Raw genomic sequence first — 20,739 nt, forward strand, 5'->3', positions numbered from 1 at the left:
CGTCGGCGTGTCGTCGAACTTTCTTTCGTCCACACCCCTGAGACTGATGAAGTTCCTGGTCAGGACGTTATGCACACCGTGGTCCACGGCGACACGCCACGTTGTCCACACGGTTGTCCACCAGGTGCGCACAGACTCACAGGCACTGTCCACAGGTTCCGCGGAACTGTGCACAGGACTGCGCACAGGACTGTTTGCGCCAGTGGGACAGTCGGCCTAGCGTCGTTGACACCCCGGGGATCGAACACAGGTGCTAACCGATGCCAGACCCCTGAGGTACGTTCCAACCACCGGCCGGCACCAGCCGAACCCGGACACGACGACGGCCCGCACCTGAGCTTCTTGGCGGGAGAGCAGGCACGGGCCGTTCGAACCACGAAAGGTGGTACCACGATGGTGGCACACACGGTCAAGTTCGACCTTCCCGAGCCCGACCCCGCCGAGCTCACCAAGCGCATCGGCCTCGCGCTCTCCCTCCTCAACTGGCGCACCACCGAGCCCAAGCAGACGATCCAGCTGTCTGTCGCCGCGCTGCTCGGCTCATCCCTCGAGGACCTCGTCGAGATCGAGAAGTACAACCGCGGCGACTACCCTGAGCCCAACGCACTCACCCTGGGAGCCTGACGTAATCGACGACACCGAGCTCGCCCCCCAAGGATCTCACCGCGGAACACATCGGCCGGACGGTCCATGTCGTCGACATGGACGACATGAACGCGGGCGCGGCCACGGGGGATCCTCGCGGCATACCGGCACAGGCAGAGCCGCATCGGGAGCGACTCGAGGGCTGTGAGCACGAGGATCGGACTCAAGATGTTCGAGGGGATCTTCGAGGCGGAACTGAGCGTTGACGCCATGATCTCGACCCCGGAGCCCCTGGAGGACGACCGGGTCTAGTAGCCGAGCCCTGCGCCTTGAGTCCACAGGATCAAGGCGCAGGGCTCGGGTTCTTTCACCCACTGCGATTCCTTAGGCCCCTACCGGCGCCGACAGAGCGCGGCTAGGCTCCCCGGAACCACTTGCGAAAGCGACCCTGAGGAGTCCCGTTGTCGACCATCAGCAAAGCACTACAGGCTCAGATTGCCGCGCTCAAGTCCAACGAGTTCCAAGTGGGGAGGGTCTTCGTGCTTGCCCGCGGTGACGTGCTTGAGGGCTACTACGAGGACCTAGGAATCAAGATCGGAGACGACGATCTGGAGCTCACCAGCCCACTCCTCCCGCCAAAGGACCGCGGGCGGTGGTCCAAGTGGAACCGGGAAGGTCGCGAAGTCAAGCGGCCCGACCTGCCGAAACGGGCGAAATCGTGGACGACTGACGTCTACCCGTACGGCGACACCAGCAAACCCATGGTTTCGGCGTTCCACACACGAGAAGTCCAAGCTACGGAGCTCCAGCACGGCAAGGGACTCGCCTTCACGTACACAGCAGCCCCACGGAGTGACGAGCACGAGGTGCAAATCGAGGTCCGAGTCGACCGCGTCTTCGCCAAGTCCACACGGCCAGACTCGCCCGACCTCCTGATGGCCGTGCGCCTGCTCAACGAGTGCTTCGAGCACGTCGGCGTCGTTCCGGCGGACCAATCCGAAGTGCGCTGGCGGCGTACCCGAGAGTTGCCATGGGAGTTGCTACCCGCCGGCCTGAAGCCAACGGAGATCCTCCAGGCGCTTGAATCACGTTTGGGAAGCAACCATGATGCTCAGAACCGTGACGTCGCACTGGAGCGTATCCGGAACATGCAGACGTTCAATCCTCGGGAGATCGGAATCGGCGGTGGCGGCTACCAGAGCTACCTCGCCTACATTTTCAGAGACGACCTCGTCGTGCTCGAGAACTTCGCATATGGCAACGCGCTCTATGTGATGTACGAGTCCTGGGAGGCGCTTAGCCAGAGGAGTCGAATCGAGTTGCTTGCCGATCCCGAAGCGGACTACACCCGCATCGTTCACAGCGGGAACTGGAGGGCGCACCTGCGAGAGACCATTCGGAAGTCGCGCAGGCGCCGGCGATAGACCGCAGAGCGAAGACCCCCGGGACCTGTTGGTTCCGGGGGTCTTCTGCGTTTGGTGGTGGCACGGTGGGCCTCCCCTGCTCGCCGTCGAGTGGGTCTCGGGGCGAGCTGGCTGGTGGGCCGCGTCCGGGGGGTCGGTCGTGTGCGTTCTTCCTGGTCATGGGCGCAACTCTACTGCGTATAGTTCGGTTGTCAACACGCTCTAGTTCCATGATGCTCCACTTCACTCCGTAGACTTAGACGCATGGCCAGGAACAACGCGCTCCTCTGCGACTGCGGGCGACCAACCGACCGCCCCGTCTGCTGGGACTGCACCACGCTCACGCGACGCAACCTCGCCACCATCCACGACGAGACCATCCCCGGCCCCACCGAGCAACGGACCGTCACGGTCAAGGACCCCGGCAACGACGCCGACGGCACCCGCACCGAGACCATCACCGTTCGTCTCGGCCCCGACCGGCTCATCCCCGGCCTCGCCACCAGCCTCGCCGACCAACTCACCCGCGAAACCGCCGACCGGGCACCCCTCACCGACGAGGACACCCAGTACGCGCTCACTGCCGCCAACACCAACCTGCCCTACAGCGTCACCGCCTCCGAAACCCGGCAAGCCCTCACCGTCACCCTCGCCCGCGCCGCCGCGTTCACCGCCGAAGCACTCCGCGAGTCCCACCCCGCGTACACCCTCCACGGACTCGCCGAGTACCTCACCACGCGCCTCGACTGGATCTCCCGCCAGACCGCCGGCCGCGACTGCTTCGACGCGATCAACACCGCGATCCGCAACGCGCACCGCGTCATCGACCGCCCCGCCGACCGCGCCTACGCCGGGCCCTGCCAGGTCGACGGCTGCGACGGCGAGCTCCACGCCTGGGACGGGTCCAGCCTCGCGAAGTGCGACACGTGCCGGGTCGCCGTCACCCTCGACGACCGCCGCGACGACCTCCTCACGCAGGCGCACGACCTCCTCCTCGGCGCGACCGACACCGCCCGCCTCCTGCGCGGCCTCGGCGAACCGGTCGACGCCCGACACATCCGCGTCTGGGCATCCCGCGGGCGCCTCGACAACCGCGGCACCCCCGCCGAACCCAGGTACCGCGTCGGTGACGTCCTCGTGCTACCTCGAGACCGCACAGCCGTCCGCCCACGTGACGGACTAACCCACCCCGCAAGGAGTACCTATGTCCGTCGAGACACTCACCCCGTCCGTCAACACCACGTGGCGCCTGGACGTCAACACCGCCGCCGAGGGCAGCCCCGCGTCCTGGGTCCAGGTCCGGTCCCTCAACTCGTTCCAGCCCGCGGTCAACTCGACCGTGCAGGACGCGTCCGACTACGACTCCGAGGGCTGGGGTTCGGACGCCGTCACCCAGCGCAAGTGGCAGCTCGTCGCGACCGCGCTCCGCAAGTACTCGTCCACCAACGAGTACGACCCCGGCCAGGAGTACCTGCGCACCGCCTCGGACAACCTCGCCCTCGTCCACGTCCGTTGGTACGAGCGCCAGGGCGCCGGCAACGGCGAGGCGTACGAGGGCCACGGCCTCGTGCAGTGGGCCCCGCAGGGCGGCGACCCGACCGGCCTGAACTCCGTGCAGGTCACGGTCCTCGGCCAGGGCGCGCGAGAGTCCATCCCGAACCCGGCGGCGAGCTCGGGGTCCTGATGCCGCAGATCACCGACGAGATCGACGACTACCTGTCGCCGTCTCTGGACCTGCGCGTGGCGGGGAAGGTCTACTCGATCCCTTCCCCGCCCGCGCGCGTCGGCCTCCGACTGCAGGCAGCGTTCGCCGTCGCGTCCGCCAGGCACACCGGCACCGACCCGAAGCCGGCGCACGCGAAGGCCGTCGCCGACGACGAGTGGGAGACCACCCTCGAGCAGGACGCCCTCGGGCCGGTCTACGACGAGATGCTCACCGACGGCGTCCCCCTGACCGCGATCCAGCACGCAGGCATGACGGCCTACCTGTGGATCGTCGCCGGCGAGACTGCCGCGCGTTCCTACTGGGTGGCACCGGTGGGAAAAGTCCTCACTCCGCGCCCCAGCAAGACGACATCGCCCAGTACGGGCGCGGAGAACTAGACCCCGTCACCGGGCTGTACGAGTGGTACGACGCACCTCCCGAGGAGGTGCGCAGGGTCGCCGCTCACGGGCAGCGCATCACCTGGAGTCGCATCATCCGCGTCTGGTCCGCCGTCGAGAACGACCTCCACGAGGTCTACGGAATCGACGTCGACGACGACCGCCTCATGGGCTCCCGCACCTGGCGTTGGCTGCGCGCCCGGATCTCCGGGCTCCTGACCTCCCCAACTACGCGAACGTTCCGCGCTCTCGCAGAAAGCAGGTGACCCGTGGCCGATCTCGACCTCGGAACCCTGCGGGCGCACGTCGAGCTGGACGACGCGCAGTTCGACAAGAAGTACAAGGACGTCACGCGCCTCGTCGAGACGCTCGACAAGGCCACGCCTGAGGTTCAGGTCGGGGCCGACGCGTCGAAGGCGGAGAAGGCCGTCGACGAGGTCGAGCGGGCGCTCAAGCGTGTCGCCGACGCGGACGTCGTCGCGCAGGTCGACGCCGCGATCGAGAAGGCCGAGTCGAACCTCGGCCGCGTCGCGGCGGACCTGCGGGCGCTCGAAGCGCTGTCCCCGTCACCGGAGGTGTCCGCGGACATCTCGAAGGCGGAGTCCGCGCTGTCGAAGGCTGAGGCCGAGCTCGACGCCCTCAAGGGCGCGCGCGCGGAGATGGTCGTCGACGCGGACACGTCAGCTGCTGAGGACGCGATCGGCGACCTGCCTGCGGAGGGCGAGAAGGCCGGTGAAGGCGCCGGGGCCGGCATGGCCGGGAAGATCATCGCCGCCCTCGCCACGATCCCCGTCGCGGGAGCGATCATCGGGATCGGCGCCGCGATCGGTTCCGCCCTCATGTCCGGTCTCGAGAACGAGGTCCGCGCGGACCGGTTCGCCGCACAGACCGGCCTGGACGATGCCACAACGGCCCGCATCGGCCGTGCCGCCGGCGAGGCGTACGCGAACAACTTCGGCGAGTCCATCGCCGCGAACATCGACGTCGCGCGGGTCGCGATCCAGGCTGGCCTGCTCGACCCGCAGGCGACGAAGAACGACGCCCAACAGGTCATCCAGTCCCTGACCGGGGTCGCCGACGTCCTCGAGGAGGACATCGGCACGACCGCGCGCGCTGTCGGCGTCATGATGCGCACCGGCATCGCGAAGGACTCCCAGGCCGCGTTCGACATCCTGGTGCGCGGAGCGCAGACCGGGGCGAACGCGTCCGAGGACCTGCTCGACACCTTCACCGAGTACCCCGCGCTCTTCCAGCGGCTCGGCCTCAGCGGCGAGGAGGCACTCGGGCTGATCAACCAGGGCCTCGAAGGCGGCGCCCGCAACAGCGACCTCGTCGCGGACGCGCTCAAGGAACTCCAGATCCGCGCGACCGACGGCTCGAAGCTGTCCGCCGAGGGCTACCGCGCGATCGGGCTCAGCGCCGAAGAGATGACGGCCAAGATGGCCGCCGGCGGCGAGGGCGCACGTGAGGGGCTCGACCAGATCCTCGACGGGCTCCGTGCCATGGAGGACCCGCAGGCGCGCAACGCTGCCGGTGTCGCGCTCATCGGCACGCAGTGGGAGGACCTCGGGGACGCGATCCTCAACCTCGACGTCTCCACCGCGGTCGGCAAGCTCGGCCAGGTGGAAGGTGCGGCGCAGTCCGCACTCGACACGCTCGGTGACAACACGGCCGGGAAGATCGAGTCCGCGAAGCGGAACATCGAGGTCGCCGCGGACGGCATCAAGGGTGCCCTCGCCACGGCGTTCTCACCGCAGATCGAAGGGTTCGCGACGTTCGTCTCGACGAACCGCGAAGCCGTCCTGATGTTCCTCCTGGACGCCGCGAACGGCGCCATCGACTTCGGCCGCGCGGTCGTCGACGGCGCCGCCGCTGGCACCGAGGCGTTCGGCGACTTCCTCTCCGGACCGGTCGCCGAGCTCATCAGCGCGCTCGCCGACATCGCGATGGGCTTCGAAGAGGCGCTCCCCGGAGACCAAGGCGGCAACCAGTTCCGCGCCTGGGCCGACGACACGATCCGTGGGCTCGAAGACACCGAGGAGTCGCTCGACGGTGTCGCGGACAACATGCGGACCAACCTCATCCAGAACGCACTGGACCCGGCGCAGCAGAAGCTGAACGAGATGGCCATTCCGATGGTCGCCGAGGCTGCGCTAAACGACGCCACGGGCCGTCTGGCTGCGGGGATCGAGCAGGTCGGGTACGTCGCCGGCAGCACCACGGAGAAGCTCGGTGGGTTCGACCTCGCGAACCTCAACGCGTCTGCTTCGGGCCAGGCCCTGGACGCTCAGGTTCGCGCCGTCACGACCTCTCTCGGTGAGCAGCTGTTCGCCGCGAAGACGAACGGTGAGGGCCAGGACCAACTGCGAGCCCGGGTCGACAACGCGCGCGTCGCGTTCGTCAACCAGATGACCCAGATGGGTCTCACGGGTGACGAGGCGAACGCCCTGGCCGACAAGTACGGGCTCATCCCGGGCAACGTCGACACCCTCATTTCCGCGCAGACGGGCGGGGCCAACCGCAACGTCGACGGGCTGCAGGCGAACATCGACGCGATCAACGACAAGTCCGTGACGATCACGGTCTCGGCGGCGATCCAGCAGTCCGTCCGCACGGCGCAGGACATCATCGCGAGCATGGCCAGCGTGTCCGCGCGCGTGGGTGTCGGCGGCGAGTTCGACGGCGGCGGCTGGACCGGGGACATGGCGCCCCATCACGTCGCGGGTGTCGTGCATGGCCAGGAGTTCGTCGTGCGCGCCGGCCCGGCTGCGGCGAACCGCGCGGTGCTCGAGGCCATGAACGCGGGCGCGTCACTGCCGGTCCCGGGTTACGCGGGCGGCGGGTTCGTCGGATCGCCGCCGCCCGCCCCAGCGGCTCCGTCCGTGACCGTGAACCCGCGCGTGTCGCTCGCTGGCGCGCAGGTCGTCGTGCGCATCGGTTCGCGTGACTTCGACGGCTACATCGCTGACGTCGCGGACTCGCGCGTCGCGGCGAACGAGGAGTCACAGGACCGGGCCGCACCGTACGCAGGGGGGTACTGAGATGCCGACGAGCCCCGACGGGATCCTCGACGCGAGCTACGACGCCGTGCAGAACCTCGTGAGGCTGACCGTCGATGGCGGCATGTGGCCGGCCCCGGTGTCCCGACTGACGATCACCCGATCGTCGGCCGGGGCGCCGACCGAGCCGCTGCGCACGGTGCGCAACCGGGCCGTCGCGGGCGGCTGGTTCCTCGGGTACGACGACGCCGCCCCGATGGACGCCACCAGCACCTACACGGCGACCGGGATGGACGCCTTCGGCGGCACGGTCGCGGTCGCGACCGTCGCGGTCGACGTCGCCGGCGCCGAGTGGGGCTTGTGGCTCAAGGCCCCCGGCCGTCCCCAGCTCACGTGCCGGGTCGCACTGCACGATCCGGGTGAGGTCAATGCGGTCACCCAGGGCATGGCGTACCAGGTGCCCGGGGGGTCGGCCATCGCTCAGTGGTCCGGAGTGGACGCTGACTCGCGCACCATCACGGTCATCGCGAAGAGCGCGCAGGACGCGGCGCGGGTGCGCGCGCTGCTCGCCGCCGAACGGACCCTGCTCATCCAGACCGGGCAGCCGGAGGAGATCCCGTCTGGGTACTGGTTCGTGCTCGCGGAGAACGCCGCACGGCTCGGTGTCCGGAAGCCCGGGACCGGTCAGGTCTGGTTCACGCTCCCCCTCACGCGAACGACCGCGCCGGTCGGTGAGGGCCAGGGATTCACCGGGGCGACCTACGAGACGGCCCGCCAACGCCACCCGACGTACCGGGCGTTGCGCGATGCCAACGCGACCTACTTCGACGTGCAGCAGGGGGACTAGCCCGTGTGGATGGTGTCCGACGCCTACCGTGACGCGCTCACCCGCCCGCACCGGGTCGTGTTCCGCGCGACTGTCACGCGGGGAGGCGTTCCGCTGTACGACGGCCGAGCGCTGCCCGTCACCGGCGGCAGCGTGACCGTGTCATCGCGTGCGGCGACACGGCGCAGGTGCAGCCTGACGATCGCGCCTCGATTGCCGGGTCGGGTGTTCGAGGACGAGCCGACGTTCCCGCTCGAGCGCACCACGTCGGCTCCGATCGGCACGGACGGGCAGGAGCTCACGCTCCGGCAGGGCCTGGTGTACGCCGGCGGGCGGATCGAGTGGTGCCCGATCGGGGTGTTCCGCATCGACGACGTCGACGGGTCCCTGCTGAGCCAGTCCGGGGTGCGCGTCTCGGGTGTCTCCCGGGAGGCATGGGTCCTGGACGACCGTTTCCCCGCTCCCCGGACGCTGCAGGGGCCATCGGCGGTCGCGATCATCCGCGACCTGATCCTCGAGTCGTTCTCCGCTGCGGAGGTCGCGATCCTGACGCGCCGCGACCGGCGTGTGGGGCCGACCGTGGTCGAGCGCGACCGGTGGGCTGACGGCGTGGTGAAGCTCGCAGACTCGATCGCATGCGTCGTCTACGCGGACGCCTCCGGGCGTTTCGTCATCGCCGACGCCCCGACCCTCGACTCCGCCCCGGCGTGGCGGTTCCAGGCAGGGCCGGGCGGCGTACTGCTCGACGTCAACGGCCACCGCTCGCGGCGCCCTGTATCGAACCGCGTCGTCGTTACCGGCACCACCCCCCGCGGCGCCACCGCGCCCGTCTGGGGCCAGGCAGTCGATGATCAGCAGGGCTCGCTCACCCGGTTCGGCGACCCGTCGACGGGCGCGTGGGGCCGCAAGACGAGGCACTTCTCCATCCCCTCCCTGACCAACGGCGGGCAGTGCATCGCCGTCGCCCGCGCGAAGCTCGCGCAGGTCACCGGTGCGGGCACCTCGCTGGACCTGACGTCCGTGCCGCTCTTCCAGCTGGACGGCGGGGACGTCGTCGACGTCGTGACCGACCACTCCCGGGTGGTGCAGACGATCAGCCGCCACATCGTCGACGACATCAGCCTCGAGGTCGCCGCCGGTGGCCGGTTCACCGCCACGACTCGCGACCTCGGAGAGGTGTCCGGATGACGTCACCCGACGCGGTCCTGCGCATGATCGACGACCGCGCCCAGCCGCTTCCCCGGATCGGGGTCGTGACAGCGGTGGAGTCGAGCGGCCTGACGGTGACGTTTGACGACGGCACCGTGACACCGCGGCTGCAGCACGACGCGGGGTACGCGGCCGTCGTGGGCGACCTGGTCAAGGTATCCCCCACGACGTCGGCCTGGATCGTCGACGGCAAGGTCACCGCACCGGTAGACGTCGCCCAGGACTCCCAGGTCCGGGTCGCACCGGTGCACAACTGGTCGAAGATCAACCCCGCGAACTTCACCGCGGCCTACGGGCCCTGGTGGTACCAGTGGGACTCCCCCACCCTCGAGGGCAAGCGGACCGTCATGGCCGGCCAGCACCCCGTGCAGGAGGGCGGCGTCGGGCACGTCCAGGTGCGGATGGAGAACCGCGCCAACGTGCTCTACTTCGGCTCGCTCACGTCCCACGTGCCCTCGGGTTCGACGATCACCGGCGTCTCGATCGTCCTGTACCGGATCCTGCACGACGGCGGTCCCGCGCTCGTCCCGCCGGTCATGTACGGCCACGACCACACCCCGTCCAACCCGCCCGTGGGGAACATGGACGGCACCACGCCGGGCGGCGGGCAGCCCCCGCACTGGGTCCCCGGCTTCGGGCCCCTGGCCTTCCCCGCCTTCGGCCGCGGCGAGACCACCCGCCTGTACCTGACGTCGTCGTGGGTCACCGCATGGCTCGCCGAGACCATCACCGGCGTCGGGTTCTACTCCGACCGAGCCGACCAGGCCTTCACCTCCTGGGGCACGACCGACAACGTCGACCTGCTCATCGACTACATCCCACCCGCCTAGGAGCGCCCGTGACCGAAGACGCAGACGCCAGCGGGCAGGAGCTCGCCGGCGACGGCACGACCGCCGCGCCGCAGGAGCCGACCCCGGTGGACCCCACCACCTCGCCCTCCGACGTCATGCGCGCCATGGGCTTCGACCCCGCCGCCGTGAAGTCGCTCGTCATCACCCCGACCGGCGTGGTCGCCGTCGCAGCGGACTACCCCGACCCGCACGTGCCCGAGGAGGCCTGACCCATGCCCACCCCTGACCTCATCCAGGGCGTCGACCTCCCGATCTACGACGACCCGCCCGCGATCCCCGACGACCTCGCGCTGATCTACTACGCGCTCCTGCAGCGCGCCGTCCCGCGGTTCTCCAACACGGCCGCGCGCAACACCGCGTACCCGTCCCCCACGGACGGGCAGCTCGCCGTCACCGGGTCCGGCACGAGCCTGGTCGTCTGGGCTGCCGTGTCCGGCACCTGGCGCGACCTGTGGCGAGCATCCTCTGACGTCCCGATCTCCTCGCGCTCCGCCGAGACCCGGCGCAGCACCTCGGGGTCGTTCAGCTCCGGGTCGATGACGACGCTGGCGAACGTGTCCCTGCCGTCGAGCGCGCCCGCGGGCCTGTACCGGATCGAGTGGCTGTTCGTCCTGTCGAGCTCGACGCCGACGAGCGTGTTCCTGCGCGGCTCCGCGGACGGTAACAACCTCACCACCGACCTGCAGGTCACGGCAGTGAGCGAGATCCGCGCCTGGACGATCCCGACCCTCTACACGCACACGGGCGGCACGATGCCGCTAGTCCTGGCCGCGCAGTCCGCAGGCGGCACGACCACCGCGCCCGCCGGCTCCCGCATCGTCGCCACCTGGGAAGGACCCGCCTGATGACCACGCAGCAGTACCTGTGCGCCAACACCTCGTGCCAGCAGCACGGCAGCCTCGTCGAGGACGACGACCCGTCGACCCCGTTCGCGCCCACGTGCACGCACTGCGGGTGCCTGGCCGGGGAGAAGCTGAAGCCGGAGCCGGACGATGCCTGACCGGATCACGCGCGCCGTGCGCGCCCTGTGGCAGCACGTCAACGAGCCCCGCGTCATCTCCGTCGTCTACTTCGTCATGTACCTCGCGGGCGCGGGCGCGGGCATCTACGCGACCATCACGCCACCGACGTCGATCGAGGGACAGATCGGTTCGACCGCGATGACCGCGCTCACCGTCCTCCTCGCGGGCGGGTGCACCCTCGGCGCGGTCGCCGCCCTGCCGGGCATCTACTGGCTCGAGCGGTCCGCCGTCACCTCGATCGCACTCGCCGCCGGCATCTACCTCGCGATCCTCGGCACACTGCACCTGCAGCAGCCAGGCAACCGCCTCCTGCAGAGCTGGTTCGTGCTCTTCGTCCTGGGCATGCAACTCGTGCGGTGGGTACGGGTGCGCGAGCGACCATACCGTCCGGCCGACACGTCCGCCGCCGACTTCTAGACCCCCGGGGGCAGCGTGGACACCGGAACATTCGTGGCGATCGCGACCGCACTGGGCGCGGGCAGCATCCTCACCAAGCTCTTCGACAACATCGTCGCGTGGTTCCAGGGCCGCCAGCAGGAGGAGCGCTCCGCCTGGGCGGAGCGCGACAAGGAGGCCAAGGCGCGTCGGCTCCTCGAGGAGTCGCTGCAACGCACGCGCCTGCTCGCGGTCAAGCACGGCGCCACCGACGACGAGCTCGGGCACTGGCCCGAGTACTGAACCACCCGAACCCTAGGCCCCGGCCCGCTCGACGGCGACCGGGGTCTCGTCATGTCTGGAGGACCACGATGGCCTGGTACCCGTGCGCCGAGCGCGCACCCGTGGCGTGGATGAACGCCATAGTGCACACCCGCAAGACCCAGCTCGCCGTCCACATCACCGCCGGCGAGAGCGACCCCCGAACGATCGAGACATGGCGCACCGGTCGCGCGGGCGCGAACTTCGTCATCTTCCGCGACGGGCGCACCGTGCAGCTCGCCGACTCCGCGTGCCGGTCCGCCGCCGACTTCGGCGCGCCACACATCATCTCCGTCGAGTGCGTCGGGAAGGACGGCCCCCTGACGCCGGCGCAGGTCCAGGCGCTCATCCGCCTGGCCCGCGACGCGCACCAGCTCGACGGCGTCCCGCTGCGCCTCGCGGCGACATCGTCCGACGCCGGGATCGGCTGGCACCGGCTCGGCGTGGACGGCAACTTCCCCACCGGCCGACTCGGCGGCCGCCTGCAGCGCTCGCCCCTCGGGGTCAAGACCTCCGGCGCACGAGGAAAGCTCTGCCCGACCGACGCCGTGATCCACCAGATCCACGACGAGATCCTGCCCGCCCTCACGGACGGCCGGACCCCCACCACCACGACCCACGCCCCGGCCCCCGCGCCGGTGCCCGACGTCCAGGAGGACGACGACATGCGAGGACTGATCGAGGCCCTGTACCGCACCCGCATCGGGCGCTCGGGCTCCACCGCCGAGGTCGACCGGTGGACCGTGTCCGCCGCCGAGAAGAACCTCAAGCCCGAGGAGATCGTGGCCGAGTTCGGCAAGGCACGCGCCGAGGGCGCGACGGTCGAGTACGCCTACCGGGAGTTCCTGGGACGCACCGCCACCAAGCCCGAGGTCGCCTCGTGGATGGCGAAGAACCTCTCCGTCGCCGCCGTGCGCGAGCAGATCTCCAAGTCCCCCGAGGCCACGAAGAAGAAGGGCTGACCGATGACCAACTTCGTCCTTTCCCTGGTCCGCACCGTCGTGCCGATCGCCGTCGGGTTCGTCATCTCGTGGCTGTCGCTGCGAGGGATCCCGGTCGAGGAGTCCGCGCAGAACTCCCTCATCTCCGGCCTGACGGCCCTCATCACCGCGGCCTACTACGCCGCCGTGCGTGCGCTCGAGCTCCGGTGGCCGTGGTTCGGCTACCTCCTGGGTACCCGGGCTGAGCCCACGTACGAGCGCAAGCACTCAGCGCGTGGTCAGGTTCGACCCTGACGAGGAGTACCGGTGGGTGACGAACCGCCGGCTGTACGACCTGGAGGACCGCGTCTCCGCCTTGGAGAGCGGTCCTCCGGCGTGCTCGGGCTGCGCTGGCGAACCGCCTTGCCCGGACGCGCACGACCCAGCACGGGACCAGAGCCAAGGAGAACCCTGTGACCCAGGTGCGCATCGCGCTGAGCCGCCCGATCGACGGCGGCACCGAACCCGTGAAGCGGGGCAAGCTCACGTGGACCCCGACGCGTCGTCGTGACGCGGATCCCGATGTCGTGGTGCTGCCGCTGAGCTTCGACGTGCAGATCGTCGATGGTGAGGCCGTGGCGACTGTCGACCCGACGGGCCCGGGCTGGTGCTGGCGCGTGTTCGAGAACACGGAGGGCGGCGAGCAGCGGCACGTGCTCGTGCCTGACTCCGAGGAGCCGGTCCGGTACCGCGACCTCGTTGACGTCGACCCCAAGACGCTCGACCCGGCGGCCGAGCCGGAGGCGGCTTGGGCGGTCGAGCTCGGCGCGCTGCGCTCGATCGTCGAGACGCTGCCGATCGCGGACGCCGTCGCTGCCTACCTCACGGAGAACCCGCCTCCGGCCGGTCTCACGGAGCAGCAGGTGCACGACCTGATCGCCGCGGCGCTCGAGGCCCTGCCGCCGTCGCAGGGGCAGCCGGGTGCGTCCGCGTACCAGGTCGCGGTCGCGAACGGGTTCGTCGGCACGGCCACCGAGTGGCTCGCGTCGCTCAAGGGCGCGAAGGGCGACGCGGGCCCGGGCACGGAGTGGCGCACGAGCGCGACTCACCTGCAGGCCCGGCCCGTCGGGGCGGCGACGTGGACCGACGTCGTCGCGCTCGCCGCCATCTCCGGCGACGACGGCCGCGAGCTCGAGGTGCGCAACAACGGGACCGCGATCCAGTCCCGTCACGAGGGCGACGCGACGTGGACCGACCTGGTGCAGCTCGAGGATCTGCGGGGCCCGAAGGGTGACCGCGGCGACGACGCCCCCGGTGGCGGCACGGGTGGCGAGCGCGCCGAGGCCGTCGTGTTCGGCGACTCTCTCGTGTCGACCGATCAGCACTACGACGAGACCGAGCTCTTCCACGAGACGCTCTCGACCGAGCTCGGCGTGCCGGTCTCCGGGCAGGGGTACGGCGGCGCGGACACGCTGGCGATCGGCGGCATGGCCGGCGCGCTGCGCGTCGACGTGACGTTCGCCGGCCCGATCCCCACGACAGGCAGCGTGCAGACGGTGGCCCTCGAGCCTGACCCGCGCGCGCTGCAGGCCGAGTACGAGATGCACTCCGGCACCGTGCCGGGCGTCGACGACGCCGGGCAGCCCGTCGAGGCGCACGGGCACTGGTCGGGGAACACCGACCCGCAGTCCCCGAAGACGTTCCACCGCACGACCCCGGGCCCTGCGGTCACTGTGCTGCCCGGCACCCCGTTCCGCTCCGACCGGGCGCAGGGGCACCGCGGCAAGCTCGCGATCATGGTCTCGGGCGGGAACGACGCCGGGCACGGCGTGACGGAGGCCGAGCGCATCGACGCGTTCCTCGCCGTCGACCGGCACTACGCCGGACGGTTCATCGCGATCACGTCTTACGATCCGGCGAACCCGGCCCGGTACGCCGGCACGGAGCAGGCGCTGCGCGCCGCGCTCGGCGGCCGGCACATCGCCCTGTCGACGTTCCTGCGCACGGACGCGCTCACGTGGTCGGGCGTGGCCCCGACGACGGAGGACACCGCGGCGCTGGCCGCGGGCAACATCCCGCCGTCGCTGCTGTTCTCCGACGGGATGCACATGAACGGCAACGCGCACCGCGCGCTCGCGCGCAAGGTGCGCGCCGTCGTGCGCGCGCTCGACCTCATGCCCGTCGGTGACGGCACGACGCCGCCGGTGGACACCACGCCGCCCGCCGCGCCGACCGGGCTTGACAACACCGCGTCGACGAGCACGACGATCACGCTCGTGTGGACGGCGCCCGAGCCAGGTGCGCAGTACCGCACCCGCACGAACGGCGGCACGCCGTCAGGGTGGTTCACCGGGACGACGCGCACCGTCACGGGGCTGACGCCGTCGACGTCGTACACGTTCGAGGTGCAGGCACGCGACGCCGCGGGCAACGCGTCGCTGCTGTGGTCCGACCCACACACGGCCGCGACGACCGCGCCCCCGTCCGACACGACCCGGCCGAGCACGCCCGTCGTGGGCGCGCCGATCAACGTCACGACGACGAGCGCGCGGGTGCCGTGGTCGGCCGCGACCGACGATCAGGGCGTCGACCACTACCGGGTGGGCGGCGAGGTGCCGGAGCAGGAGGTCACGACCCTGTACGCGGACCTGACCGGCCTCACCCCGGACCGCGACTACGAGGTCCTGGTGTGGGCCGTGGACGCCGCGGGGAACGAGTCCCTGACGCCCGGCTCGACGACCGTCTCGACGCTGGCCGAGACGCCCGAGCCCGGCGCCTTCCCCATCGACGGCGTCGCGCTCGTGTACGACGCCGCGGTTAGCACCGTGCATCCGGACGTTCCGACGAAGCGCGGCGCGTTCCAGAACCAGGGCACGGAGACGGGGGTCGACCTCATCCGCTGGCTGGCCGCGAACCAGGGTGCATCCGTCGTGACGTCCGGCGGCCAGTCGTGGGCCACCGGTGACACCGTGTTCGCAACGCAGACGGCGTACGACGTCCGGGCGAACCGAGACCTGCGCAGCCTCGCGATGGTCGTCAAGGTCGGGGACCTGTCGACGTTCCGGAAGATCGCGCAGATCCGCCCCGCCGGGACCGACCCGCAGTGGGACGGGTACCTCGGAGCCGACACCACGAAGACGTCAGCTCGCGGCACGGCTGGCGGCGAGGCGGTGAACGGGATGGTGCTGGCGCCCGCCACACCGGCCGTGCTCGTCATGACGTACGCGGGCGGCAGCGGCGCGGTGTCCCTGTGGGTCAACGGCGTCGCGCACGCCACGTCCGACACATCATGGACCGACGTCACGGTGATGAAGTACCTGACGGTCTACGCCGCCGGTGAGACCCTGTCGTGGTCGAAGATCTACGCCGACGACCGCGCGTGGACGACGCAGGAGGTCGCCGACGTCACGGCCTTCCTGAAGGCGGCATACGGGATCGCCTGACGAGTCCGGTAACACGAACGCCCCCGCTCAGCCTTCCGGCTGGGCGGGGGCGTTCGTGCGTTCAGGAGCCGAGGTTCAGGCTGTCTTTGCTCAGCCCGGCAGCGGACTCCGCGACGTGCGTGTGGGGCAGCTTGAGCGACGCGAGGAGCTGCGAGACGCGCTGCGGTGACACGCCAAGCACGACGGCGACGTCGGCGCGCGTGAGCCCTGCGCACTCGAGCCGGGAAGCGGCGTGCCGGATCTTGCCGGCCGCGAGAGCCTGAGCAGTAGCGGCGGCCTCTGCGGCACTCCTCGCCTCCTGGATCTCCTCGAGCGCGTCCTTGCTGATCTGAGGTCGAAGGTCGATGAGCACGTCCTCCGCGGGAACGTCGAGCGTGATCGCGACCATGTCCCGCGCCTCGTCGGCGGCGTCGCGCAGCGCACGGACCTGGGTGGCGCCGACGCCCTCGACCTCGATGACCCACCAGCGGCCCTCTCGGGTCGCGGTGGCGGTGTACGTGGTGCTCACTGCAACCACCCCTCCTCCAAGCAGGGCATCTGCTTGATGATCGATCGGACCACCCCGGCGGTGATCTGCGTGTGACGAGGCACCGGGGCGGTGTGCTTGCCGCACGGGCAGCCCCACACGGTGTGGCGTCCGTTGTCGCGCAGGACCTTGCAGCCTGCGGCGCGCAACGCGGCCTCCACGTCCCGGAGTCTCATCGGCTTCGTCATGACCATAACTCTAGTCCCCCTAGAGGTCAATCGTCAAGGGGGGCTAGACGGTTTCGCCATCGTGTCACACGCGCGCGCGAGACTTCACCCATGCGCGCCCCCGAGACCCGCGACTTCTCCAAGTTGATCCAGCAGCAGGCCGCCCCGCCGCAGCGCGCCGAACCGTTCGACCCGCCGCGGCCGGCGAGGTGCCGCGCGCTCACCTACGGCGGCGCCGTCGTCACCGTGGAGGGCGTCGTGACACATCGCGCCCGCGGACTGCTCGCGTTCTCCACCGAGTACGAGGGATGGGGCGCGTGGACGGCATGGGTGCGAACCGAGGCGTGCTCGCCGCTCTAACCCTCCCCGAACCGGCACGTCCGGCACCGTCGCCGCCCGTCCGAGGGGTACACGATCGTGTTCTCAGGCGTGTACTCGTGCCCATGAGGGCAGTGCGTCTTCGCGAGCTGGTGGGCGCCGGAGCCCATGCCGTCGACACGCCCGGTCCGGTGCCACCGGTTGTAGTGCATCCGGCACAGCCCGCGCGCGGTCGTGGGGCGTTCGCAGCCCTCCACTTCACACACCCCCGCGCTCCGCGTGCGCGCGGGCTCCGTCGCCTTGAAGTGCTCACGTGCCCGGGCGGCCACATCGTCCGAGATCCGCCACGGCCCACGGGTAGTGCGCGGAACGTTGTCCCGCAGCCATCTGCGCACGGCTGAGGGGGTGACTCCGAACTCGTCGGCGAGGTCGTCGGGGCTCGTCCAGCCAGGCACCGTTGGAGGCTACCTCAGGACGCGAATGCACGAATGCCCGCCAAGCCTTGTGGGCCTGGCGGGCATTCGTTGTAGTCTCGTCCGCACGCGATGTTGACACCGTGTGTTGACGCTGCATTCAGGTGAGACCAGAAACCTGGCCTGACCTGCGACTACGTTCGTGGAGGTGCGGGGAATCGAACCCCGGTCCGGTGACGCCGATCGAGGACTTCTCCGGGCGCAGTCTGCTGCAGCTTTTCTCGGCCCCCGCACTCACGCAGACGAGGTGCGGACGGGCTCAGTCACCAAGGAGTCCCCGCAGCCCCGGTGACGAGGACTGCGAGCAGTGGCTCTCTAGATGACGCCAGGATCCGAGTCGAGAGCTAGCTCGGGCTGACGGACTTCAGGACTCGCTCAGGCGGCGAGTGCGAAGTCGGTGCGCTTGTTATCGGCACCTGTAGTTTGCAGACATCGTTTACGAGATAAGTCTGCATCCTCGGCCCGCTTCTCCTCGAAGCACGACCACCGTCGAAACCGATCACCCCCTGTGCAGTTGTCAACCACCGCGCCTCCCGGCGGGACGAGCCCGTCGGGTGGTGCAGCAGGTACAGCCTACGGGATCAACGCGCGCGCACGCCCCCGTATTTCCGCGCCGCGCTACTTCTTGCGGCTCAGCACGTCGGCGAGCAGTCCGCCGGCGATGCCGAGGAGGAAGACGTCCTTCGCGAGGCCGATGCCCTGGTCGCTCGGCCGGAACCCGTCCTCGCGCGTCATGCCCGGCGTCTTGAGGTAGAGGCCCACGAGGCCCGCGGAGAAGGCGGCGAGTGCGGGTGCGACGAGGGCCGTGGGGACGAACGGCGTGACGAGCGCGGCACCGAGCGCGATCTCGGCGGTCGAGAGCGACTTCGTGAACTGCTTCGGCTCCATCTCGCCGAGGAACGGGTACACCCCGGAGGCCATGCCGTGGTAGCCCTGCGCCGCCTCGTCGTCGGCGTCGCGCTTGCTCAGGCCGGAGTTGAGGATGAACGCGCCTGCGGCGAGACGCGGGATGTACTGGCGCAGCTTGACCATGGGTCCTCCTGTCGACGACGGGCGCCGCCCCTGCAGGCGGCCGGTCTCGACCGTACGACGCCACGGGCGCGTCCACCAGCCCCGACCCGCCGGTCCGAGCGCGACGGGAGCGGTGCCGGCGTCAGCGCATCTCGCGCTGGCGCATCGCGCGCTGGGCCTCGCGGTTGTCCTGCTTCTCGCGCAGCGCGTGGCGCTTGTCGTACTCCTTCTTGCCGCGCGCGAGCGCGATCTCGACCTTGGCGCGGCCGTCGAGGAAGTAGAGCTGCAGCGGGACGACCGTGTGGCCCTTCTCGCGCGTCTTCGCCTCCAGGCGCAGGATCTCCTCCTTGTGCAGCAGGAGCTTGCGCTTGCGCCGCGGGGCGTGGTTGTTCCACGTCCCCTCGGTGTACTCGGGGATGTGGACGTTCTCGAGCCACGCCTCGCCGCGGTCGACGTCGACGTAGCCGTCGACGAGGGACGCGCGACCCATCCGCAGGGCCTTGACCTCGGTGCCGCTGAGGACGATCCCCGCCTCGTACACGTCCTCGATCACGTAGTCGTGGCGTGCCTTGCGGTTGCTGGCGACGACCTTGCGGCCGCTGTCCTTCGCCATGTCGTCCTACCGTCCTCGTGGGTCTGATGATGCTCGTCGGCTGCGCGTGCGCGGTCGTCCGCCGGCACGTCAGGCTACGGGTGCCCGACGCCGCCCGGTACCGATTATCCCGCAGGTGCGGCTACAACCGGCTCATCGGGTCGACGGTGTTCCCGTCGACGTAGACCTCGAAGTGGAGGTGGCACGCGCTCGAGGTGCCCGTGTTGCCCGAGTACCCGACGATCGAGCCCTTGTCGACCCACTGGCCCGGCGAGACCGCGAACCGCGACAGGTGGTTGTAGCTCGACATGACGCTCTGCCCGCCCATGATGCCGTGGTTGACGAGGACCTGGTTGCCCAGGCCGCCGTAGCGTCGCGCGAAGAGCACGGTGCCGGACGCCGACGCGATGATGGGGGTCCCGCAGTAGGCACGGAAGTCGGTCCCGGCGTGCAGGCGCCAGATGCCGAGGGTCGGGTGCAGGCGCATGCCGTAGCCCGACGTGATGTGCGGCACGGCCGTCGGGTACGACAGACCGCTCGACGTCGGAGGGGGCGGGGCGGGCGCGACGCTGCCGCCTCCCCCGCCGCCGCCACCGCCGCCGCCACCCTGGTTCTGCTGGTTCTGCTGCTCCTGGCGGCGGCGCTCCTCCTCCTGACGACGACGCTCGGCCTCCTCGGCGATCCGGCGGTCCCGCTCCGCCTGCTCCGCGATGATGCCCTTGAGCTCGCTCTGCAGCGACGCCTGGTCCTTCTCGTTCTGATCGATCTGCTTCAGCGCCGCGGCCTTGCGGTCCTCGATCGTCGCCTTCTTGGCCTGCTGCTCGACGATGAGCTGCTCGACCTCGGCCTTGCGGTCGGCAGCGGCCTTGCGGGCGGCCTGCGCCTCAACGACGTTCTGGTCCGCCTGCGCCTTGAGGTCGGTGATCGTCTCGCGGACGGCTTCGAGGCGTGCCTCGCGGTTGCGTCCGACCGCCTCCGCCTCCTGGAGCTCCTGGAGCGTCCTGGACTGGCTGCGCGCGGCGGTCGACGAGGCGGCGTACTCCTCGATGAACTCCTCGGTGCTCTCGGCCCCGGTGACGATGCCGAGGCTCGACACGTCGCCCTGGCCCCGGTACGCGCTCCGCGCCATCTCGGCGATGCTCGACCGCGCGTCGGCCACCTGGGTCGCGCTCTGCTGGATCTCCTGGTTGATCGACGCCTCCTGGGCGAGCGCGTCCTCCAGCCGCTGCGCCAGGAGCTCCGCCTCGCGCTGCGTGCGCTCGACCTCGGCCTCGGCCGCCTCGAGCTCGGCCTGCGCGACGGGCAGCCGCGCCTCGATCTCCTGGAGGTCGAGCACCGCCTGCTGCAGCTCGGCGTCGGTGCCCTCGAGCTCGGCCGCGAGCTGTTCGCGGTTGCCGAGGATCTCCTGCTGCCGCCGCTCGGCGGCCGCGCGCCGGTCGTCGATGTCGTCGGCGCTCGCACCCGTGACGACGCCCGTCACGAGGACGACCGCGGCGAGGACGGCGGCCAGGAGACGGCGCGGCGAGCGGGACGCGCGCGGCGGGCGGCCGGCTGGACCCGCACCGCGGCGTGCGGGAGCGTTCGTGGAGGTCATC

The 20,739-nt window shown here is 70.3% G+C and carries 23 protein-coding genes and 1 other RNA gene; 17 read left to right on the plus strand and 7 right to left on the minus strand.

The window, feature by feature from the left end; translation table 11 throughout:
• The first annotated feature begins 393 nt into the window (after positions 1-393).
• Positions 394-624, plus strand: coding sequence for a hypothetical protein (locus ACWPWV_RS18800; RefSeq protein ID WP_454044403.1), 231 nt, complete (start codon positions 394-396; stop codon positions 622-624).
• Between the two features lie 422 nt (positions 625-1,046).
• A complete protein-coding gene (locus ACWPWV_RS18805) occupies positions 1,047-2,009 on the plus strand; it encodes a hypothetical protein (protein ID WP_454044404.1) in 963 nt (320 codons plus the stop codon).
• Between the two features lie 222 nt (positions 2,010-2,231).
• Here the strand turns inward: ACWPWV_RS18805 and ACWPWV_RS18810 are convergent, their stop codons facing one another.
• Positions 2,232-3,044 (minus strand): hypothetical protein, encoded by an 813-nt coding sequence (locus ACWPWV_RS18810; protein ID WP_454044405.1) that lies wholly within the window; start codon positions 3,042-3,044, stop codon positions 2,232-2,234.
• A gap of 148 nt (positions 3,045-3,192) precedes the next feature.
• Here ACWPWV_RS18810 and ACWPWV_RS18815 point away from each other — a divergent pair, with 148 nt between their 5' ends.
• The 14 genes from ACWPWV_RS18815 (at position 3,193) to ACWPWV_RS18880 (ending at position 16,057) form a co-directional block, all read left to right on the plus strand.
• Positions 3,193-3,672 (plus strand): phage tail tube protein, encoded by a 480-nt coding sequence (locus ACWPWV_RS18815; RefSeq protein ID WP_454044406.1) that lies wholly within the window; start codon positions 3,193-3,195, stop codon positions 3,670-3,672.
• Complete coding sequence (locus ACWPWV_RS18820; RefSeq protein WP_454044407.1) at positions 3,672-4,091, plus strand: DUF7426 family protein; 420 nt, start codon at positions 3,672-3,674, stop codon at positions 4,089-4,091. The genes ACWPWV_RS18815 and ACWPWV_RS18820 overlap by 1 nt, the downstream gene beginning before the upstream one ends.
• Before the next feature lie 269 nt (positions 4,092-4,360).
• Positions 4,361-7,132 (plus strand): phage tail tape measure protein, encoded by a 2,772-nt coding sequence (locus ACWPWV_RS18825; protein WP_454044408.1) that lies wholly within the window; start codon positions 4,361-4,363, stop codon positions 7,130-7,132.
• 1 nt (position 7,133) lies between these two features.
• On the plus strand, positions 7,134-7,937 hold the full coding sequence (locus ACWPWV_RS18830) for a hypothetical protein (RefSeq protein WP_454044409.1): 804 nt from the start codon (positions 7,134-7,136) through the stop codon (positions 7,935-7,937).
• Between the two features lie 9 nt (positions 7,938-7,946).
• Entirely contained in the window at positions 7,947-9,104 is a 1,158-nt protein-coding gene (locus tag ACWPWV_RS18835; RefSeq protein ID WP_454044410.1) for a DUF5047 domain-containing protein, read from the plus strand.
• Positions 9,101-9,955, plus strand: a complete 855-nt coding sequence (locus tag ACWPWV_RS18840) for a hypothetical protein (RefSeq protein WP_454044411.1) — start codon at positions 9,101-9,103, stop codon at positions 9,953-9,955. Before ACWPWV_RS18835 ends, ACWPWV_RS18840 begins: the two co-directional genes overlap by 4 nt.
• Before the next feature lie 8 nt (positions 9,956-9,963).
• Positions 9,964-10,185 carry a hypothetical protein gene (locus ACWPWV_RS18845; RefSeq protein WP_454044412.1) on the plus strand — a complete coding sequence of 74 codons (222 nt, stop codon included), beginning with the start codon at positions 9,964-9,966 and terminating at the stop codon, positions 10,183-10,185.
• A 3-nt stretch (positions 10,186-10,188) separates the two neighbouring features.
• Complete coding sequence (locus tag ACWPWV_RS18850; protein ID WP_454044413.1) at positions 10,189-10,821, plus strand: hypothetical protein; 633 nt, start codon at positions 10,189-10,191, stop codon at positions 10,819-10,821.
• Positions 10,821-10,976 (plus strand): hypothetical protein, encoded by a 156-nt coding sequence (locus tag ACWPWV_RS18855; RefSeq protein WP_454044414.1) that lies wholly within the window; start codon positions 10,821-10,823, stop codon positions 10,974-10,976. Before ACWPWV_RS18850 ends, ACWPWV_RS18855 begins: the two co-directional genes overlap by 1 nt.
• On the plus strand, positions 10,969-11,415 hold the full coding sequence (locus ACWPWV_RS18860) for a hypothetical protein (protein WP_454044415.1): 447 nt from the start codon (positions 10,969-10,971) through the stop codon (positions 11,413-11,415). Before ACWPWV_RS18855 ends, ACWPWV_RS18860 begins: the two co-directional genes overlap by 8 nt.
• Positions 11,416-11,430: 15 nt before the next feature.
• Positions 11,431-11,676, plus strand: coding sequence for a hypothetical protein (locus ACWPWV_RS18865; protein WP_454044416.1), 246 nt, complete (start codon positions 11,431-11,433; stop codon positions 11,674-11,676).
• A gap of 68 nt (positions 11,677-11,744) precedes the next feature.
• Positions 11,745-12,656 carry a peptidoglycan recognition protein family protein gene (locus ACWPWV_RS18870; protein ID WP_454044417.1) on the plus strand — a complete coding sequence of 304 codons (912 nt, stop codon included), beginning with the start codon at positions 11,745-11,747 and terminating at the stop codon, positions 12,654-12,656.
• A 3-nt stretch (positions 12,657-12,659) separates the two neighbouring features.
• Positions 12,660-12,929, plus strand: a complete 270-nt coding sequence (locus ACWPWV_RS18875) for a hypothetical protein (RefSeq protein WP_454044418.1) — start codon at positions 12,660-12,662, stop codon at positions 12,927-12,929.
• 158 nt (positions 12,930-13,087) lie between these two features.
• Positions 13,088-16,057, plus strand: a complete 2,970-nt coding sequence (locus ACWPWV_RS18880) for a fibronectin type III domain-containing protein (RefSeq protein ID WP_454044419.1) — start codon at positions 13,088-13,090, stop codon at positions 16,055-16,057.
• 61 nt (positions 16,058-16,118) lie between these two features.
• Here ACWPWV_RS18880 and ACWPWV_RS18885 read toward each other — a convergent pair whose 3' ends face one another.
• Together ACWPWV_RS18885 and ACWPWV_RS18890 are read right to left on the minus strand one after the other, a co-directional pair.
• On the minus strand, positions 16,119-16,565 hold the full coding sequence (locus ACWPWV_RS18885) for a hypothetical protein (protein WP_454044420.1): 447 nt from the start codon (positions 16,563-16,565) through the stop codon (positions 16,119-16,121).
• Positions 16,562-16,771, minus strand: a complete 210-nt coding sequence (locus ACWPWV_RS18890; RefSeq protein ID WP_454044421.1) for a type II toxin-antitoxin system HicA family toxin — start codon at positions 16,769-16,771, stop codon at positions 16,562-16,564. Before ACWPWV_RS18890 ends, ACWPWV_RS18885 begins: the two co-directional genes overlap by 4 nt.
• A 90-nt stretch (positions 16,772-16,861) precedes the next feature.
• Between ACWPWV_RS18890 and ACWPWV_RS18895 the strand changes: the two genes are divergently transcribed.
• On the plus strand, positions 16,862-17,110 hold the full coding sequence (locus tag ACWPWV_RS18895; RefSeq protein ID WP_454044422.1) for a hypothetical protein: 249 nt from the start codon (positions 16,862-16,864) through the stop codon (positions 17,108-17,110).
• 571 nt (positions 17,111-17,681) lie between these two features.
• Here ACWPWV_RS18895 and ssrA read toward each other — a convergent pair.
• The 4 genes from ssrA to ACWPWV_RS18915 form a co-directional block, all read right to left on the minus strand.
• Positions 17,682-18,048, minus strand: a transfer-messenger RNA (tmRNA) gene (gene ssrA / locus ACWPWV_RS18900).
• Between the two features lie 111 nt (positions 18,049-18,159).
• Entirely contained in the window at positions 18,160-18,573 is a 414-nt protein-coding gene (locus tag ACWPWV_RS18905; RefSeq protein ID WP_454044423.1) for a hypothetical protein, read from the minus strand.
• Between the two features lie 121 nt (positions 18,574-18,694).
• The gene (smpB, locus tag ACWPWV_RS18910; protein WP_454044424.1) at positions 18,695-19,165 is read right to left on the minus strand and encodes an SsrA-binding protein SmpB; all 471 of its coding nucleotides are present in this window, start codon (positions 19,163-19,165) and stop codon (positions 18,695-18,697) included.
• Between the two features lie 121 nt (positions 19,166-19,286).
• Positions 19,287-20,738, minus strand: coding sequence for a peptidoglycan DD-metalloendopeptidase family protein (locus ACWPWV_RS18915; RefSeq protein ID WP_454044425.1), 1,452 nt, complete (start codon positions 20,736-20,738; stop codon positions 19,287-19,289).
• Between the last annotated feature and the right edge of the window lies 1 nt (position 20,739).

This window comes from Cellulosimicrobium sp. Marseille-Q8652 (genome assembly GCF_965112045.1).

What these genes read in the sequence shown, in the direction of transcription:
- ACWPWV_RS18855 (WP_454044414.1), top strand. Translation starts at nt 10,821, where the DNA reads ATGACCACGCAGCAGTACCTGTGCGCCAACACCTCGTGCCAGCAGCAC.
- ACWPWV_RS18815 (WP_454044406.1), top strand. Translation starts at nt 3,193, where the DNA reads ATGTCCGTCGAGACACTCACCCCGTCCGTCAACACCACGTGGCGCCTG.
- ACWPWV_RS18895 (WP_454044422.1), top strand. Translation starts at nt 16,862, where the DNA reads ATGCGCGCCCCCGAGACCCGCGACTTCTCCAAGTTGATCCAGCAGCAG.
- ACWPWV_RS18830 (WP_454044409.1), top strand. Translation starts at nt 7,134, where the DNA reads ATGCCGACGAGCCCCGACGGGATCCTCGACGCGAGCTACGACGCCGTG.
- ACWPWV_RS18875 (WP_454044418.1), top strand. Translation starts at nt 12,660, where the DNA reads ATGACCAACTTCGTCCTTTCCCTGGTCCGCACCGTCGTGCCGATCGCC.
- ACWPWV_RS18820 (WP_454044407.1), top strand. Translation starts at nt 3,672, where the DNA reads ATGCCGCAGATCACCGACGAGATCGACGACTACCTGTCGCCGTCTCTG.
- ACWPWV_RS18860 (WP_454044415.1), top strand. Translation starts at nt 10,969, where the DNA reads ATGCCTGACCGGATCACGCGCGCCGTGCGCGCCCTGTGGCAGCACGTC.
- ACWPWV_RS18840 (WP_454044411.1), top strand. Translation starts at nt 9,101, where the DNA reads ATGACGTCACCCGACGCGGTCCTGCGCATGATCGACGACCGCGCCCAG.
- ACWPWV_RS18905 (WP_454044423.1), bottom strand. Translation starts at nt 18,573, where the DNA reads ATGGTCAAGCTGCGCCAGTACATCCCGCGTCTCGCCGCAGGCGCGTTC.
- ACWPWV_RS18870 (WP_454044417.1), top strand. Translation starts at nt 11,745, where the DNA reads ATGGCCTGGTACCCGTGCGCCGAGCGCGCACCCGTGGCGTGGATGAAC.
- ACWPWV_RS18835 (WP_454044410.1), top strand. Translation starts at nt 7,947, where the DNA reads ATGGTGTCCGACGCCTACCGTGACGCGCTCACCCGCCCGCACCGGGTC.
- ACWPWV_RS18800 (WP_454044403.1), top strand. Translation starts at nt 394, where the DNA reads ATGGTGGCACACACGGTCAAGTTCGACCTTCCCGAGCCCGACCCCGCC.
- ACWPWV_RS18850 (WP_454044413.1), top strand. Translation starts at nt 10,189, where the DNA reads ATGCCCACCCCTGACCTCATCCAGGGCGTCGACCTCCCGATCTACGAC.
- ACWPWV_RS18915 (WP_454044425.1), bottom strand. Translation starts at nt 20,738, where the DNA reads ATGACCTCCACGAACGCTCCCGCACGCCGCGGTGCGGGTCCAGCCGGC.
- smpB (WP_454044424.1), bottom strand. Translation starts at nt 19,165, where the DNA reads ATGGCGAAGGACAGCGGCCGCAAGGTCGTCGCCAGCAACCGCAAGGCA.
- ACWPWV_RS18890 (WP_454044421.1), bottom strand. Translation starts at nt 16,771, where the DNA reads ATGACGAAGCCGATGAGACTCCGGGACGTGGAGGCCGCGTTGCGCGCC.